The following is a 14,564-nucleotide window of genomic DNA, read 5'->3' as shown; positions in this document are numbered from 1 at the left end:
GCGTGCGTTCGTTGCTCCCCGGCCTGGCCTGGTCGCCCTCGGGCCGGGTCGTCCGTCTAGCCCTGGCTGCCAAGTCCCCGGGCAGTCTGGGACTCGCCGTCTGCCGGCGTGTGCCCCCGCAGGTGACCCTGCATGATGGCGAGCGCGTAGGCTGGCACGTTGAAGTCGATCTGCTTGCCGTAGAGGTCGCCGGGGCGCACGAACATGAGCGCCGTCATGAGGCGGGCCATCGTCTCCACGTCCTCGCGCACGCCGCCGGCGAGCCAGCGCGTGAGCACGCCGCACTCGGCCGAGATGGCGAACGAGAGGTAGTAGTCGAAGAAGGGGCCGAGCGCGCGGGCGTCGATGCCGTCGAGCGCGCGGTCACACACGGCGTCGGTGCAGACGGCCTTGATCTTTTCGACGAAGGCCGGGTCGCCGCCCTCGCCCAGAAGCGCCGTGAGGTGCGCGGCGTTGTCGCGGAAGTAGCAGAGCAGCTCCACCGACCCCGGCGCCGGCTCAAGGCTCTCGAGCGAGCTCGTGAGCTCGTCGAGGTGCGAGGCGGCGATGCGCTTCACGAGCAGGCGGATGTCCACCAGTGCCTCGCGCTCGACGGCGTCGACGAGGTCGGGAATGTCGTGGAAATGCGAGTAGAACGTGCGGCGCGTGAGGCCGGCGCGCTCGGTGAGGCCGGTGACGGTGACGCGCGCGAGGTCGCCGGTGGCCTGGACCTCGGCGGCAAGGGCGTCGCGCAGCTGCTCGCGGCTGCGGAGCGTGCGCCTGTCGAGCCGCACGGGGGCGACGAGCGTGGGCGCGGCGCCTGTGCCGGCCATGGTTGCCTGTGGCATATGCCTCCCAGAACCGTGCCGCACGGGTGCCGTGCCCCCTCCCGCGCGACGGTGCCGGCACGGGCGGCAGGGCCCGCGGACGGCAGTTCCTTCACATCGTGTGAAGTATTGCACAAGGTGAGTAAGACTAATCAACCGTTCGCGGAATTTCATATTGACGGGAAGGCGAGAGGGCCCTATTTGCAGGCGGCTTTTGGGCGGTGGGATCCGCGGTGCTCGCCGATATTGGGGACGATGGTCACGAGACCCGACTTACCTTGGATTGTGGCAAGTCGACGGGCCGATGGGGCGCCGATGCCTCTGGCCCGCAACCAATAGGTACGGGTTTTGGCGAGGAGTTTTGCCTCGGAGCCATTGCGCGCTGTGACCGTCTTTGGCTTGAGGACACCGTTCGTGCTCCAAGGCCAACCCGCGCAGCCGCTCCCCCCCCCTCCCGGCACACAGTAAATCGCCTTTCGTGACCACTGGGCCGAATATCGACGGGACGGACGGCTCAATCTCCCAATCTAGCTATGGTCGTAATTTTGAAGATTTCGTGTGCAGTATTTCTATATTCAATAGTAATATTCATTTTCCTTCTAATTTTATTCGTATTGTTCTTCACTCAACTCCTCGGTATGGATGAGATATGAATCACTCGAAAGAACATTATTCGGTAAACGGTAGTTCGAGATACTTATTTACCAGCAGTTTTTTAATATAATAACCGTCCACGGAAATATACTTGCACGAGAATAGACATATAGAGATTATGTGTGCGTGTTCAGACGAGGAACTCAGCATTATTCGGGAACAGAGATACGCACGAGAGTATGCAAAACCACATCGCGCACCCCGGCGGCACAAATAAGAAGCCGTCGACAAAGGCGAAGGGAGCCGCCCGCATGTTCGACAAGACGTCAGATTTCCCCAAGGTGACCGTGATCCTTCGCGGATACACCTATGAGCAGTGCTGCTGCGTGGTGCGGCAGCTTGTTGGCACCAAGCTTTCGGCCGTCGAGGTCGCCATGAACACGTCAGGGGCGGCAGACATCATCGCCAGGCTCGTTGAAGAGTTCGGCGAGGAGGTCCGCATTGGCGCCGGCACCGTCACCACACCCGAGCGCGCCCGCGCCGCAGCCAAGGCCGGCAGCAAGTTCATGCTCTCGCCCATCTGCTTCACGCCCGAGATCTTCCAGATCGCCCGTGATGCCGGAGCCGTTACGGTGCCCGCCGCCTTCTCGCCCACCGAGATTCACAGCATGTTCGAACAGGGGGCCGACATCGTAAAGGTCTTCCCCGCGGCACGGCTTGGCGCCAAGTACCTCTCCGACGTGCAGGCACCGCTCGACTGGATGCCACTCATGGTCGTCGGCGGCGTCAACGCCCAGAACGTCCAGGAGTTCTTCGACGCAGGCGCCTCCTACGCCGGCATCGGGTCCGGGATCTTCAACAAGGACGACATTCGCGCCATGAACTCCGACGCCCTCGCCGCCCAGGTAAAGGCCTTCGAGCAGAACGTGAGGTGGTAGGCGTGGCTAACCTGCTATTTGACGAGTCTTTGGTGCTGATCCTCGACAAGGAGGGCCTCACCACGGCAGACGTGGTGTCCACTGTCGCCGACGAGCTGCGCCACCAGGGCTATGCGAGGGATTCCTACAAGCAGGCCATCCTCGACCGCGAGCAACAGTTCCCCACCGCGCTCGACGTCCAGGGTCTCAACGTCGCCATCCCCCACTGCGACCCCGAGAACGTCGAGAGGGGCGCCATCTGCGCCGCCGTGCTCAAGCACCCGGTCGACTGGCACCGCATGGACGAGCCGGAGCAGACCTGTCCCGTGAGCCTCGTCGTCATGCTCGCGCTCAACGAGGCGCACGCCCACCTCGAGATGCTCCAGAAGGTCATCGCCCTCATCCAGGACCAGGAGCTCACGAAGCGCATCGTCTCCGCGGCGACGCCGGCCGAGGCCTACGAGCTCATGGCGCCGCACCTCCTGTAGCACCCGCGCCCCACACAGCCAGCGCCCGACACCGCCTGCGCCCACCGCGCCACCCCCATTGCCGAATCTCCCGCGGCAGCGGTCGCAGGGACACGAACCCACCGGCGGACGCCACCGCGCCTGCCCCCATCGAAAGGAACCATCATGGCAACCAAGCACGTTCTCATCGCCTGCGGCAACGGCGTCGCGACCTCAACCGTCGTGGCGGACAAGGTCAAGAAGATCTGCGCCAAGGAGGGCGTCGACATCCAGGTCACCCAGTGCAAGATGCTCGAGATCCACGACAAAGGCAACGACTACGACCTCGTCGTCACCTCGGGCAAGTTCAGCGACCCCGACGTGAAGACGCCCTGCATCATGGCCATCTCGCTGCTCACCGGCATCGGTGCCGACAAGTGCCTGCATAAGATCGCCGACACGCTCAAGAGCCAGGCCTAGCGACCAGCCCTTGCGGCCGGCACGCCCCGGCCGCCTGGCCCCGCCGTCTCGTGCGGGCCGAGCGCCAGCGGCCGGCAGCCCCGACCGCCCCACCCTTCGAAAGGAACGCGCATGCAAGCCTTCCTCGACGCATTCAAGGCGCTGATCAACGCCGGCGCCTACGTCATGCTGCCCATCATCATCACAATACTCGGGCTCATCTTCCGCCTGAAGCTCAGCAAGGCCTTCCAGTGCGGCATCACGATCACCTGCGGCTTCGTGGGCATCAACCTGCTCGTAAACCTGCTCAAGAGCGCCGTCACGCCCGCCGCCGCGGCCATGGTCGAGAACCTCGGCCTCAACCTCGACGTCACCGACGTGGGCTGGGGCGCCATCTCCTCGGTCACCTGGGCGAGCCCGGTCGTGGCCTTCCTCGTCTTCGAGATCCTCGGCATCAACATCTTGATGCTGCTGCTCAAGAAGACCAACATCATGGATGTTGACATCTGGAACTACCACCACATGATGATCGCCGGCATCTTCGTCTTCTTCGTGACGGGTAACTTCGTGTGGGCCCTCGTCGCGACCGCCATCACGGCCGTCATGACCTTCAAGTTTGCCGACTGGACCGCCCCGCTCGTCGAGCACTTCTTCGGCATCCCCGACGTCGCGCTGCCCACGGTGTCCTACACGTCGTCGATCATCATCGCTGCGCCGCTCAACTGGCTCATCGACCGCATCCCGGGCCTCAACAAGGTCGACTTCTCCATCAAGCACGTCCAGAAGTACCTCGGCGTCTTCGGCAACCCCATGATGCTCGGCCTCATCCTCGGCTGCGCGATGGGCGCCATAGCCCTCATGCCGATCGACCAGATCTTCCTCACCGGCGTCAACGTCGCCGCCGTCATGGTGCTCATGCCCAAGATGACCGCCATGTTCGTCGAGGGCCTCATGCCCATCTCCGAGGCCGCGCAGACCCTCACATCCGAGAAGTTCGGCGGCCGTGCGCTGCACATCGGCCTCGACGCCGCCGTCATCGTCGGCAGCCCCGAGGTCATCACGACCGCCCTCATCATGATCCCGGTCACAATCCTGCTCGCCTTCATCCTGCCAGGCAACCACATGATGCCGCTCGCCGACCTCGCCGTCGTGACGTTCCGCGTGGCACTCGTCGTCGCCCTGTGCCGCGGCAACGTCTTCCGCTCGATCCTCATCTCCATCCCGGTGATGGCCGCAATCCTGTACGCGGGCACCTGGGCCGCCCCGATGATGACCGCCCTCGCGCAGTCCACCGGCCTGTCCTTCGACGGCCAGATCGCCTCGATGGCCGGCCCGTCGCTGACCCAGACCTTCATCGTCGTCTGGGCCACTGTGAGCCCGCACGCAATCATCCTCGTGCCCGTCCTCGTCGTCCTGTTCGTCGCCATCTGGTGGTTCATCGAGAAGAAGCTCGGCATGGGCAAAATCGAGGCCTACGCCGCCAAGTGCGACGACCAGCAGTAGCTGACACGTCCGGCACGACCGGCAGTACCTGACACTTCCGGCGCGCGCCATCCCGCACCCCGTCGGTCCGCAGGCACGGACCCTCTCGCCGCCGGCCCGAACGCCGGGACACGGCGCCATCGACCCCCGGGCGCGGGCCCTCGGAAGGCACACGGCGGGGCGGTGTAACCGCCCCAGAAAGGAACATCCACATGAAGATCACCAAGGTCACCATGTACGAGATCAAGCCGCGCTGGATCTTCGCGCGCGTCTCGACCGACGAGGGCATCGAGGGCTGGGGAGAGATGATCTCCGGCACCAAGACCGAGACCGTCATGGCCGGCGCCAAGGAGCTCGCGCAGCGCATCATCGGCCGCAACCCGTTCGAGATCGAGCGCCTGTGGCAGGAGCTGCACCGCTCGTTCTTCCGCGGCGGCCCCATCAACGGCACCATCATCTCCGGACTCGAGATGGCGCTCTGGGACATCAAGGGCAAGGCCTTCGGCGTGCCCGTCTACGAGCTGCTCGGCGGCGCCGCGCGCGACCGCATCAAGGTGTACTCGTGGGTCGGCGGCGACCGCCCGTCCGACGTGGGCGCCGGTGCGCGCGACCGCCTCAACAAGGGCTTCACGGCCGTCAAGATGAACGCCACCGACGAGCTGCACTACGTTGACTCCTACGAGAAGGTCCAGGCCGTCGTCGACCGTGTGGCCTCGATCCGCGAGACCTGTGGCGACAAGATGGCCATCGGCGTGGACTTCCACGGCCGCGTGCACAAGCCCATGGCCAAGGTGCTCGCCAAGGCCCTCGAGCCCTACCACCTGATGTTCATCGAGGAACCGGTACTGCCCGAGAACTGGGAGGCCTTCGAGCAGATCGCCCGCGAGGTGGCCATCCCCATCGCCACCGGCGAGCGCCTCTACACCCGCTGGGAGTTCAAGCGCCTGTTCCAGCAGGGCTGCGTGGACATCGTCCAGCCCGACGTCGCCATGTGCGGCGGCATCCTCGAGACCCGCAAGATCTGCGCGATGGCCGAGGCCTCCGACATGGCCGCCGCCCCGCACGCGCCCTACGGCCCGATCGCGCTGGCCGCGACGCTGCAGGTCGACGCCTGCACACCCAACGTGTTCATCCAGGAGCAGAGCCTGGGCATCCACTACAACCAGGGTTTCGACCTGCTCGACTTCATCAAGAACAAGGACATCTTCGCCTACGAGGACGGCTACGTGCAGCTGCCCACCAAGCCGGGCCTGGGCCTGGACATGGACATCGACAAGATCGAGGAAATCTCGGCCGAGGGCCTGCACTGGACCAACCCGAGCTGGAAGAACTACGACGGCACGATTGCGGAGTGGTAGAAGATGCGGGAAACCGTAAACACGGTGCTGGGTCCGGTGGCAACAAGCGACCTCGGCGTCACCTTCATTCACGAGCACCTCTACGTGAAGCCCAACGAGCTTCCGCGCTACTACCCCTACACGCTTGACAACATTGGCAAGTCCATCGAAGAGGCCCGGTCGTTCAGGGCCGCAGGTGGACGCACGATGGTCGAGATGTCGCCGCTCAACTTCGGACGCAACACCGAGGTGCTTCGATTCATTGCCCAAAAGGCAGACATCAACGTCGTCTGCATCACGGGTCTCCACAAGCAGGAGCATCTCCCCAAGTGGTTCGACGAGCTTGACGATGCCGAGGTGAGCCATGTGCTCATCGACGAGATCGAGGGCGGCATAGGCTACTCGCATGTCAAGCCGGGCGCCATCAAGATTGGCACCAGTCTCAACGAGATAACGCCGGCGGAGCATCGCTCCATCCGTCTCTGCGGCACCGTCGCCCGCGACTTTGGCCTGCCCATGATCACACATTGTGACAAGGGCACGATGGGGCTCGAGCAAATCAAGCTCCTGGGAGAGATCGGGGTGAGTCCGGAGCGAATCTGCCTGTCTCACGTTGACCTGACGCTTGATGTCGACTATCTCAAGCGCATCTGCGACACAGGCGCCCACATCAGCTTCGACCATGTGGGGCGCGACCTGAGCAGTCATGACCGCGAGCGCATCGACATGCTCGCCGAGCTCATCCGCTCCGGCTATGGCGACCACATCTGTCTGGCGGGAGATATGGGCAAGAAGGACTATTTCCGCTCGTACGGGGGCAAGCCGGGACTCGACTACATCCTTACTGACTTTCGCGGGTACGCCCTCGAGAAGATCGGCGATGCAGGCTTTGACCGGATGGTCACGGATAACCCGCACCACGTTCTCGCAGGCTAGTGGAGCCAGGTCGCTCGTTGCGCTGAGGCTTCGACCAGAATCCGAGCGCAAGTAAACCAATGGCAGGTACCATAGGGGCGGACGCACATCACCATGCGTCCGCCCCGCCTTTTCTGGACAAGCAAGCACGTTCGAGAAAACGACCGTAAGAGGAAGAGCATGCCCGCGCCATTCATCGTCGCCTCGTGTGCGGCGTCATTTGGAGTCTTCACCAAGGAGCCCGTCGAGCGGCTTGAGTCCGCAGGCTGCGAGGTGAGAATCAGTCCGTACGGTCGCGCCATGACCCGTAAGGAAATCGTCGACTTTGCCTATGGCGCAGATGCGGTCGTCCTGGGGAACGGCAGGATGCCTGCAAGCGTCATCGGCGCGCTCCCCGACCTCAAGGTCATAGCCCGGCATGGTCGCGGAGTTGACGGCATCGACTACGCGGAAGCAACCAAGCGCGGCATCATCATCACGAACGCGCCGGGAACAAACACGGAGGAGACGGCTGACCTTGCGTTTGGTCTCATCCTTGACCTCGAGCGGCACATCACCATGATGAACAACGAGCTCAAGGGCGGGACTTGGAGAAAGCGAGCCGGTCACAGCCTGTACGGAAAGACGATAGGCATCATCGGGGTCGGTGACATCGGCATTGCGGTGGCCCGACGGGCCATGGGCTTTGGGATGGACATCCTTGGGTGCGATATTCACGAGAGGCCCGAAGCGGCGATCACGGGCCTCATTTTCACGAGCTTCAACGACCTGCTCAAGCGCAGCGACATCGTGAGCCTCCATACGCCCCTCACGGATGTCACGCGCAACCTCATCGGGGCAAAGGAGCTTCGCATGATGAAAGACGACGCGATTCTCGTCAACACGGCACGAGCGGGCATCGTACGACAATCCGCTCTCGAGAAGGCGCTCCTGGAGGGGAGGCTCTACGGCTACGCGACCGACGTCCACGCAGGCGAGCCGCCGCAGATTGCAAAGATCTCGGAACTGCCCAACGTCATCATGACCCCGCATGCCGGCTCGGCAACCTACGAGGCCAACCTGCGGATGGGCATGGCCGTGGCTGACAACATCATCGCCGTGAAGGACGGCGTGACCCCGCCCAACCTCGTGACTCCCGCCACGTTGCTGTACGGGTAGATGACCGCGGGGCTCCTTGAGTAGTCGCAGGATGCGATGGTCAAGCACCGGAGAGTCATGGGAACCCTGGCGCTTTTCCGCACTTCCATCCAGCAGTCAATCTAACCAACACATTTTGGAGTCGACTTGCCTGCCGTCATGTGGGCAAAAACATGGTGTGCCGGCAAAGCCCGTTGGTTGGCTAAAACCAAGTGGCAGGCGTCGCAGGTACAGTTGACTCAGAGGAGCCCGGTGCCAGCCGGGTGTCTTCATCTCCCTCCGTCGTCCGTTCTTGTACTTATCGGCACCTCCCACCCACCAAAATGTGACAAATCATACGGATGAAAATGTGACAGGGCCGCCACAATTTTCAGACGCAAGTATGAGAAGCTATTGGTTTGCACATGGGAATGCGCGTGGGGACGCGCACGGACACGGGGAGGGGCACATGTATCTCGAGCACATCGGCTCTCCGGCAGACGTACGTGCCCTCCCAGCCAGCGCCATTCCCGCCCTCTGCGCCGAGATTCGCTCCGCCATCATCGAGAGCAGCGCCCGCGTGGGCGGCCACGTGGGCCCCAACCTCGGCGTCGTCGAGCTCACGGTGGCCCTGCACCGCGTCTTCGACTCCCCCACCGACAAGCTGATCTTCGATGTCTCGCACCAGACCTACGCCCACAAGATGCTGACCGGCCGCGCCCAGGCCTTCCTCGACCCGGCGCTCATGGGCTCCGTCTCGGGCTTCTCCAGCCCGCGCGAGAGTGAGCACGACCACTTTGCCATGGGCCACACCTCCACCTCAGTGAGCCTGGCCGTGGGCCTTGCCAAGGCGCGCGACCTCGCCGGCGAGACGCGCCGCGTCGTGGCCGTCATCGGCGACGGGTCGCTCTCGGGCGGCCTGGCCTTCGAGGGCCTCGACAGCGCAGCCGAACTGGGCAGCGGCCTCGTCATCGTCGTGAACGACAACGAGTGGTCCATTTCCGAAGACCATGGCGGCATCTACAGCGGCCTCGCGCGGCTGCGCCAGAGCCGCGGCACCGCGCCGGACAACCTCTTCCGCGCGATGGGGCTCGACTACCGCTACCTCGAGGACGGCAACGACGAGGCCGCGGTGGAGGCGGCGCTCCTCGAGCTTCGCGACACGGACCACCCTGTCGTGCTGCACCTGCACACCACCAAGGGCCTCGGCTTTGCCCCTGCGCTTGCCGACGAGGAGTCCTGGCACCACGTGGGCCCCTTCGACCCCAGGACGGGCGAGCGGCGCGGTCGCGGGCACTCGGGCGGCATCGTCGCCACCGAGCCGGCGACCTACGCCGACATCACCGGCGAGCACCTCATGGCCCGCATGCGCGCGGACCGCTCGGTCGTGACCATCTCGTCGGCCACGCCCTACATGATGGGCTTCACCCCCGAGCGCAGGCGCGCCGCCGGCACCCAATTCGTCGACGTTGGCATCGCCGAGGAGCACGCGGTCACGTTTGCGACGGGCCTCGCGGCGGGCGGCGTCAAGCCGGTCTGGGGCGTGTACGGGACATTCCTCCAGCGCACCTACGACCAGCTCTGGCACGATTTGTGCCTGAATGCCCAACCGGCCACGATCCTCGTGTTCGGCTCGTCGGCGTTTGGCACCACCGATGCCACTCACCTGGGCTTTTATGACATCGCGATGCTGGGGGACATGCCCGGGCTCACCTATCTAGCGCCCACCTGCCGCGAGGAGTACCTGGCCATGCTTGACTGGGCCATCGACTGGCGCGAGGGGCCCGTGGCGATTCGCGTGCCGGGAGCGGGCGTGGTGTCGCGCCCCGGCGTGAGGCTGCCCGAGGCCGGCTTTGCCGACGGAGCGCCGGAGATCGTGCGCAAGGCGGGCGCGGATGGGCCTGACGCCACCGTGACACCCGAGGTCACCATCCTCGCGCTCGGCAGCTTCCTGCCACTTGGCGAGCAGGTGGCAGACGAGCTCGCGGGCCGCGGCGTGGCCGTGGAGCTCGTGAACCCGCGCTGCGCCTGCGGCCTCAGCAAGTCCTACGTGCAGGGGCTCGCCAGCCGTCGCGTCGTCGTGACGCTCGAGGACGGCGTGCTGGAAGGCGGCTTTGGCGAGCGCGTGTCCAGGCAGCTGGGCACGGCCGACGTGCGCGTGCGCTGCTACGGCCTGCCCCACGGCTTCCCCGACCGCTTCGAGCCCGAGGAGCTGCTCGCAAGCTGCGGCCTCACCGTCCCCGCCATATCACGCGACGTCATGGAGTTGCTCTCGAGGTAGGGCCGCGCCCGCCGAGTCGGCGCCGCTGGAGGAGTTCCCACGTGCTAGCCTTGATGGGCTAGGACATCGACGCCCGGCTCGTCCGGGCTTGTTTGGAGCATCTCATGGCAAAGAGGCACATCGACGACGGGCCCGTGGCGCTCACGGACGCCAACAGGCTGTATCTGTACAAGCTGCTGGGCGAGGCGCTCGGCATCGGCCGGCAGACGTTTCTGCCGCGCGCGCTCGAGGCGCTGGCCGCGGAGGGCATCACACCCGAAAACCTCGGCCACCCCGACGCACAGGCGCTCTTCTCCACGCTCTCCGACTTCTGCCAGCTCACGGCGTTCAAGGGCGGCCGCTTCTACGTGACCATCACGCGCCGCGAGGACTGGGACCAGGCGCTGGCCGCGACCGAAGCCCCGCGTCAAGGCAGTGCGGGCAAGGGTGGCAAGCCCTGGAAGCGCAAGAAGGGCGCGCTCAAGCCCTCGAGGCCCAAGACGCGGCAGGTAGAGGCCAAGAAGGAGCCCGAGCCAGAGGTTGGGCCCGAGCAGCCCAAGGATACCGCCGACGTCAATGCGCTCGAGGTAGGGGGCGCTGCCGAGGCGCAGACCGAGAAGGCCGAGCCGGTGGCCGCTGAGACGGGCGAGGAAGCGCGGGCCGAAGGACAGCCGGCCGCCCCGAGCGATGCCGGGGAGGCGGACCAGACGTCGGAGCCTGCCCAGGCCGCCAAGCCTGAGGCCCAGCCCGAGCCGAGCTCGCCCGCACCCGCGTCGTCGGGCATCCCGAGCATCCTCGAGCAAATCGCCGCGACATCCGTGGCACCCGTCGCCGCCCCCAAGGCGGTCACCAGCTCGCCCCACGCCGACCTACCCCGCTCCTTCTCGGACGACGTCTCAATCAAGCCCGCCCTGCTCGGCCTGCTCACCTCGATCCTGCCCTTCGACGCCGACCTCATGGCCGTGCTCGACGAGGACTGGCGCGTGGCGCGTGCCACGGGAACGACCGCCGGCTCGCGCAACCTCGTGACCTTCCCCCTGCGCTACCTGCAGGAGGACGGCTCCGAGCCCGTCCGCGTCACCATCCGCCGCACCGCGCGCCCCGGCGACGCGCGCCGCTGGCACCTCACGCTCGTCGACGGCGACGACGGCACCGGCCAGGCCCACGAGGCGGCCGGGATCGAGGGCCTGCCCGAGGCCGAGGGCGGCTACTGGTGCGACCTCTCGCCCCGTCCCGCGGCCGGAACGGAGCGCCCCGGTCCCATCCGTGACCTCGCCCAGCTCATGGAGATCGGCACGTGGAACCAGGCCCTGGGCACCCTTGCCACGGCCGCCGCGCCCGAGCGCTGGAACTACCCCGGCGAGGGCGTGGGCAAGGCGAGCCGCTACGGCATCCTGCGCGAGTACCTCTCGGCCACGCTCGCGCGCGCCCGCGCGGAGGGCAGGCTCGCCACGAGCGCGGACGGCAGTCTCGCCGCCTTTGACACGGGCCTCATGACGCCCATGGACGAGGAGCTCTATGCCGTCCTCTCCCCCACGGGAACGGACATCCCCTGGCACCTCGACGGCTTCGCCACGGCGGGCGCGGGCGAGCTCGGCTCCCGACTCGTGGCGTCGCTCTCCGAGTTGCCGGCCCGCGCGACCTACCTCGCCAGCGTGGACGACGTGGCCTTGCGCGACGGCGCGCTTACCGTGGCCGACTACCGCTCGCTTCTCGGCGACGGACTGGCACGACTGCCGCAGGGATTCCTCTCGGCCCAGCTCGACGGCACGGACGCCGCGCACGAGCTCGACGGGCTCTCCCGCGCCACGACGCCGCAGGGCCGCCGGGACGCCCTGCGCAGGCTCTCGCGCGCCATCACGGGCGAGCCGGGGCGCTACCGCCGCATCTGCCGCGCCATCGACGACGCCATCGACCTCGCCCAGCGCCGCGCGCGCCAGAGCTATCGCCTCGTGGCGCCGGCCTACGACGCCGCGCGCGACCGCATGGTGCTGCTCCTGCCGCTTGCCCTCGTCGACGATGCCCGCACGGACTGCGCCCTCGTCCTCGAGCTCATGCCGTCGGGCGCCTACCAGGCCGCCCGCGTCACCACGCTTGCGCACGCCTACGCCGCCGCGCGCGTCGTCAGCAGGGAGATGCCCGGCTGGCTCTCCCCGGAGGACGTGCTGGCATAGGCTTCGAGCGGCAGGCCCGCGGCGGCAGCCGGCCCTGCCGAACGCCGGTTCCAAACACCACCCCCTCGCCACGCCAACGGGGCGCGTCGGATACCACAACGGCATCCGACGCGCCCCGTTAACTAAACCGTAACGTTGCCCAAGCAGCCGATTCTGCCTCCAAAACAGCCTCTGAAGCCCACCAGGACTCTACGCTTTGACTGGGGTTATGCCATTTACCGACCGAATGTGCTCGTTCGCCGACAAATTATCGCTTAAAGACCTCTTAAAGGCATTTTTGTGATTCACGGTTGACTTGTCCCCGCCTGACACCGATAGTGTGTCCCAGCGAGCGCAGGGGGCGCTCGAACGCGAACGGAACGTTCGCGCGATCAAAGGACTTTTGCGATGACGCAGACCGCCAACAAGCTAGTCGAGATTATTCGAGTTATTAGCTAGCACGGACGGTCTTCATATCGACCGCCCGTGCCTATTCACGGGCGGCTGACGACAAGGTCTGAGGCTGCCATCCAGGCGGTCGAGGGCCTATTTTCTTACCACGCATCCCCGCGACCCGTCCCCGATCGTCTGGATGTCAGCCTCTCAAGGACTTGCCGGTGTCAGAGCAAGGGTTCAGAAGAGAGGAGCATCAATGTCAAGTACGGCAACGGCGATGGCAGAGCAACCCCAGAAGAGGGACTCAGTTGCCGAGATCATCGCTGCCTCGATGGTGGGCACCGCCATCGAGTTCTACGACAACTACTGCTATTCGATCGCCGCGGCGAGCTACTTCGGAATGATCTTCTTCACCGACGTGGCCAAGCAGAATCCCTTCCTCGCCACGCTGTTCTCCTTCGTCACCTTCGCCGTCTCGTTCCTGGCCCGCCCGTTCGGCTCGCTGCTGTTCGGTCACTTCGGCGACAAGTTGGGCCGCAAGAAGACGCTGGTCGTCGCCCTCATGACCATGGGCATCTCGACCTTCGTCGTCGGCCTGCTCCCAGGCTTTGACGTCCTCGGCCCGCTGTCCGTCGTGCTGCTCTGCCTCTGCCGTGCTTGCCAGGGCCTCGGCCTTGCCGGCGAGTGGTCCGGCGCCGCGCTGGTCGCCACGGAGAACGCGCCGGCCAACAAGCGCGCCCTCTATGGCTCCTTCCCCAACCTGGGCGCGCCCATCGGCTTCTTCTGCGCCTACGGCGTGAACCTGCTGCTTGAGACCCACCTCGACCAGGCCACCATGGTCGCCTGGGGTTGGCGCATCCCGTTCCTCCTCTCTGCGATCCTCGTCGTCGTGGGCCTTGTCGTCCGTGAGCGCATGAGCGAGACACCGGTCTTCCAGAAGGCCGTCAAGGAGGACCGCGTGGTGAAGGCCCCGCTCAAGGAGCTCACCAAGTACTGGAAGCAGGTCGTACTCGGCACCTGCGCCATGGGCGTCACCTACACCCTGTTCTACGTGCTCGGCACCTGGTCGCTGTCCTACGGCGTCAAGACCCTCGGCTTCACGCAGCCCGAGTACCTCGGCATGCAGATGGTCTCGATCTTCTTCTTCGCCGGGTTCATCGTGGTCGGCTGCCTGCAGGCCGACAAGCGCGGCCGCAAGTCCGTCCTGCTCTTCACCACGGCCGTCACCCTGGTCTTCAGCTTCTTCTCGCCTGCGCTGCTCGGCACCGCCGGCAACACGAGCGTGGCTGGCGTCATGGTCTTCCTGTGCGTCGGCTTCGTGCTGATGGGCGGCCTCTTTGGTCCCTGCGGCGCATACCTGCCCGAGCTCTTCCCCGCTAACGTCCGCTACTCCGGCGCTGGTCTCGCGTACAACCTGGCCTCGATTCTCGGCGGTGCCTTCGCCCCGACCATCGCGACGGCCCTCGTCCAGAGCTTCGGCATCATGGCCCTCGGCTGGTACCTCGGTGCGATGAGCGCGCTTGCACTCGTGGCCCTGTTCCTCATCAAGGAGTCCAAGGACATGGACTACGAGGCGTAAGGTCTCGCACATGCGACCGCGAGCCTGAAAGACTCGGCAGACCCCGCGGAAGCAAGTGGAGCCAACCCTCACAGCGGCGCCCCGACCGGAACCTCCGGTCGGGG

The 14,564-nt window shown here is 65.6% G+C and carries 11 protein-coding genes; 10 read left to right on the top strand and 1 reads right to left on the bottom strand.

The annotated features are described in order from the left end of the window. Positions 1-56 precede the first annotated feature (56 nt). Positions 57-827, bottom strand: coding sequence for a TetR/AcrR family transcriptional regulator (locus EFAMC1_RS01505; RefSeq protein ID WP_261981710.1), 771 nt, complete (start codon positions 825-827; stop codon positions 57-59). An 884-nt stretch (positions 828-1,711) separates the two neighbouring features. Between EFAMC1_RS01505 and EFAMC1_RS01500 the strand changes: the two genes are divergently transcribed. From EFAMC1_RS01500 to EFAMC1_RS01455, 10 genes are all read left to right on the top strand, one after another. Next, positions 1,712-2,338 (top strand): bifunctional 4-hydroxy-2-oxoglutarate aldolase/2-dehydro-3-deoxy-phosphogluconate aldolase, encoded by a 627-nt coding sequence (locus EFAMC1_RS01500; protein WP_154052580.1) that lies wholly within the window; start codon positions 1,712-1,714, stop codon positions 2,336-2,338. 2 nt (positions 2,339-2,340) lie between these two features. Then, entirely contained in the window at positions 2,341-2,805 is a 465-nt protein-coding gene (locus EFAMC1_RS01495) for a PTS sugar transporter subunit IIA (RefSeq protein WP_154052579.1), read from the top strand. A gap of 144 nt (positions 2,806-2,949) precedes the next feature. Continuing rightward, entirely contained in the window at positions 2,950-3,243 is a 294-nt protein-coding gene (locus EFAMC1_RS01490) for a PTS sugar transporter subunit IIB (RefSeq protein ID WP_154052578.1), read from the top strand. 111 nt (positions 3,244-3,354) lie between these two features. Next, positions 3,355-4,725, top strand: coding sequence for a PTS galactitol transporter subunit IIC (locus tag EFAMC1_RS01485; protein ID WP_154052577.1), 1,371 nt, complete (start codon positions 3,355-3,357; stop codon positions 4,723-4,725). Positions 4,726-4,916: 191 nt separating this feature from the next. Then, positions 4,917-6,062 (top strand): galactonate dehydratase, encoded by a 1,146-nt coding sequence (gene dgoD / locus EFAMC1_RS01480; protein WP_154052576.1) that lies wholly within the window; start codon positions 4,917-4,919, stop codon positions 6,060-6,062. A 3-nt stretch (positions 6,063-6,065) separates the two neighbouring features. Then, positions 6,066-6,977, top strand: coding sequence for a phosphotriesterase (locus tag EFAMC1_RS01475; RefSeq protein WP_154052575.1), 912 nt, complete (start codon positions 6,066-6,068; stop codon positions 6,975-6,977). Positions 6,978-7,136: 159 nt separating this feature from the next. Beyond that, entirely contained in the window at positions 7,137-8,114 is a 978-nt protein-coding gene (locus tag EFAMC1_RS01470) for a phosphoglycerate dehydrogenase (RefSeq protein WP_154052574.1), read from the top strand. Positions 8,115-8,541: 427 nt separating this feature from the next. Next, positions 8,542-10,353, top strand: coding sequence for a 1-deoxy-D-xylulose-5-phosphate synthase (locus EFAMC1_RS01465; protein WP_154052573.1), 1,812 nt, complete (start codon positions 8,542-8,544; stop codon positions 10,351-10,353). A gap of 104 nt (positions 10,354-10,457) precedes the next feature. Continuing rightward, positions 10,458-12,506, top strand: a complete 2,049-nt coding sequence (locus tag EFAMC1_RS01460) for a DUF3825 domain-containing protein (RefSeq protein WP_154052572.1) — start codon at positions 10,458-10,460, stop codon at positions 12,504-12,506. A gap of 631 nt (positions 12,507-13,137) precedes the next feature. Further along, positions 13,138-14,460: an MFS transporter gene (locus EFAMC1_RS01455; protein ID WP_154052571.1), complete on the top strand. Its 1,323-nt coding sequence runs from the start codon at positions 13,138-13,140 to the stop codon at positions 14,458-14,460. The last annotated feature ends 104 nt before the right edge of the window (positions 14,461-14,564 follow it).

The sequence above is a fragment of the Olsenella uli genome, assembly GCF_901212675.1.
GTDB lineage: Bacteria > Actinomycetota > Coriobacteriia > Coriobacteriales > Atopobiaceae > Parolsenella > Parolsenella uli_B.
Note: the sequence above shows the minus strand (reverse complement) of the source record. Positions and strands in the feature narration are given on the sequence as shown.

What these genes read in the sequence shown, in the direction of transcription:
- EFAMC1_RS01465 (WP_154052573.1), top strand. Translation starts at nt 8,542, where the DNA reads ATGTATCTCGAGCACATCGGCTCTCCGGCAGACGTACGTGCCCTCCCA.
- dgoD (WP_154052576.1), top strand. Translation starts at nt 4,917, where the DNA reads ATGAAGATCACCAAGGTCACCATGTACGAGATCAAGCCGCGCTGGATC.
- EFAMC1_RS01455 (WP_154052571.1), top strand. Translation starts at nt 13,138, where the DNA reads ATGTCAAGTACGGCAACGGCGATGGCAGAGCAACCCCAGAAGAGGGAC.
- EFAMC1_RS01475 (WP_154052575.1), top strand. Translation starts at nt 6,066, where the DNA reads ATGCGGGAAACCGTAAACACGGTGCTGGGTCCGGTGGCAACAAGCGAC.
- EFAMC1_RS01485 (WP_154052577.1), top strand. Translation starts at nt 3,355, where the DNA reads ATGCAAGCCTTCCTCGACGCATTCAAGGCGCTGATCAACGCCGGCGCC.
- EFAMC1_RS01500 (WP_154052580.1), top strand. Translation starts at nt 1,712, where the DNA reads ATGTTCGACAAGACGTCAGATTTCCCCAAGGTGACCGTGATCCTTCGC.
- EFAMC1_RS01490 (WP_154052578.1), top strand. Translation starts at nt 2,950, where the DNA reads ATGGCAACCAAGCACGTTCTCATCGCCTGCGGCAACGGCGTCGCGACC.
- EFAMC1_RS01470 (WP_154052574.1), top strand. Translation starts at nt 7,137, where the DNA reads ATGCCCGCGCCATTCATCGTCGCCTCGTGTGCGGCGTCATTTGGAGTC.
- EFAMC1_RS01460 (WP_154052572.1), top strand. Translation starts at nt 10,458, where the DNA reads ATGGCAAAGAGGCACATCGACGACGGGCCCGTGGCGCTCACGGACGCC.
- EFAMC1_RS01505 (WP_261981710.1), bottom strand. Translation starts at nt 827, where the DNA reads ATGCCACAGGCAACCATGGCCGGCACAGGCGCCGCGCCCACGCTCGTC.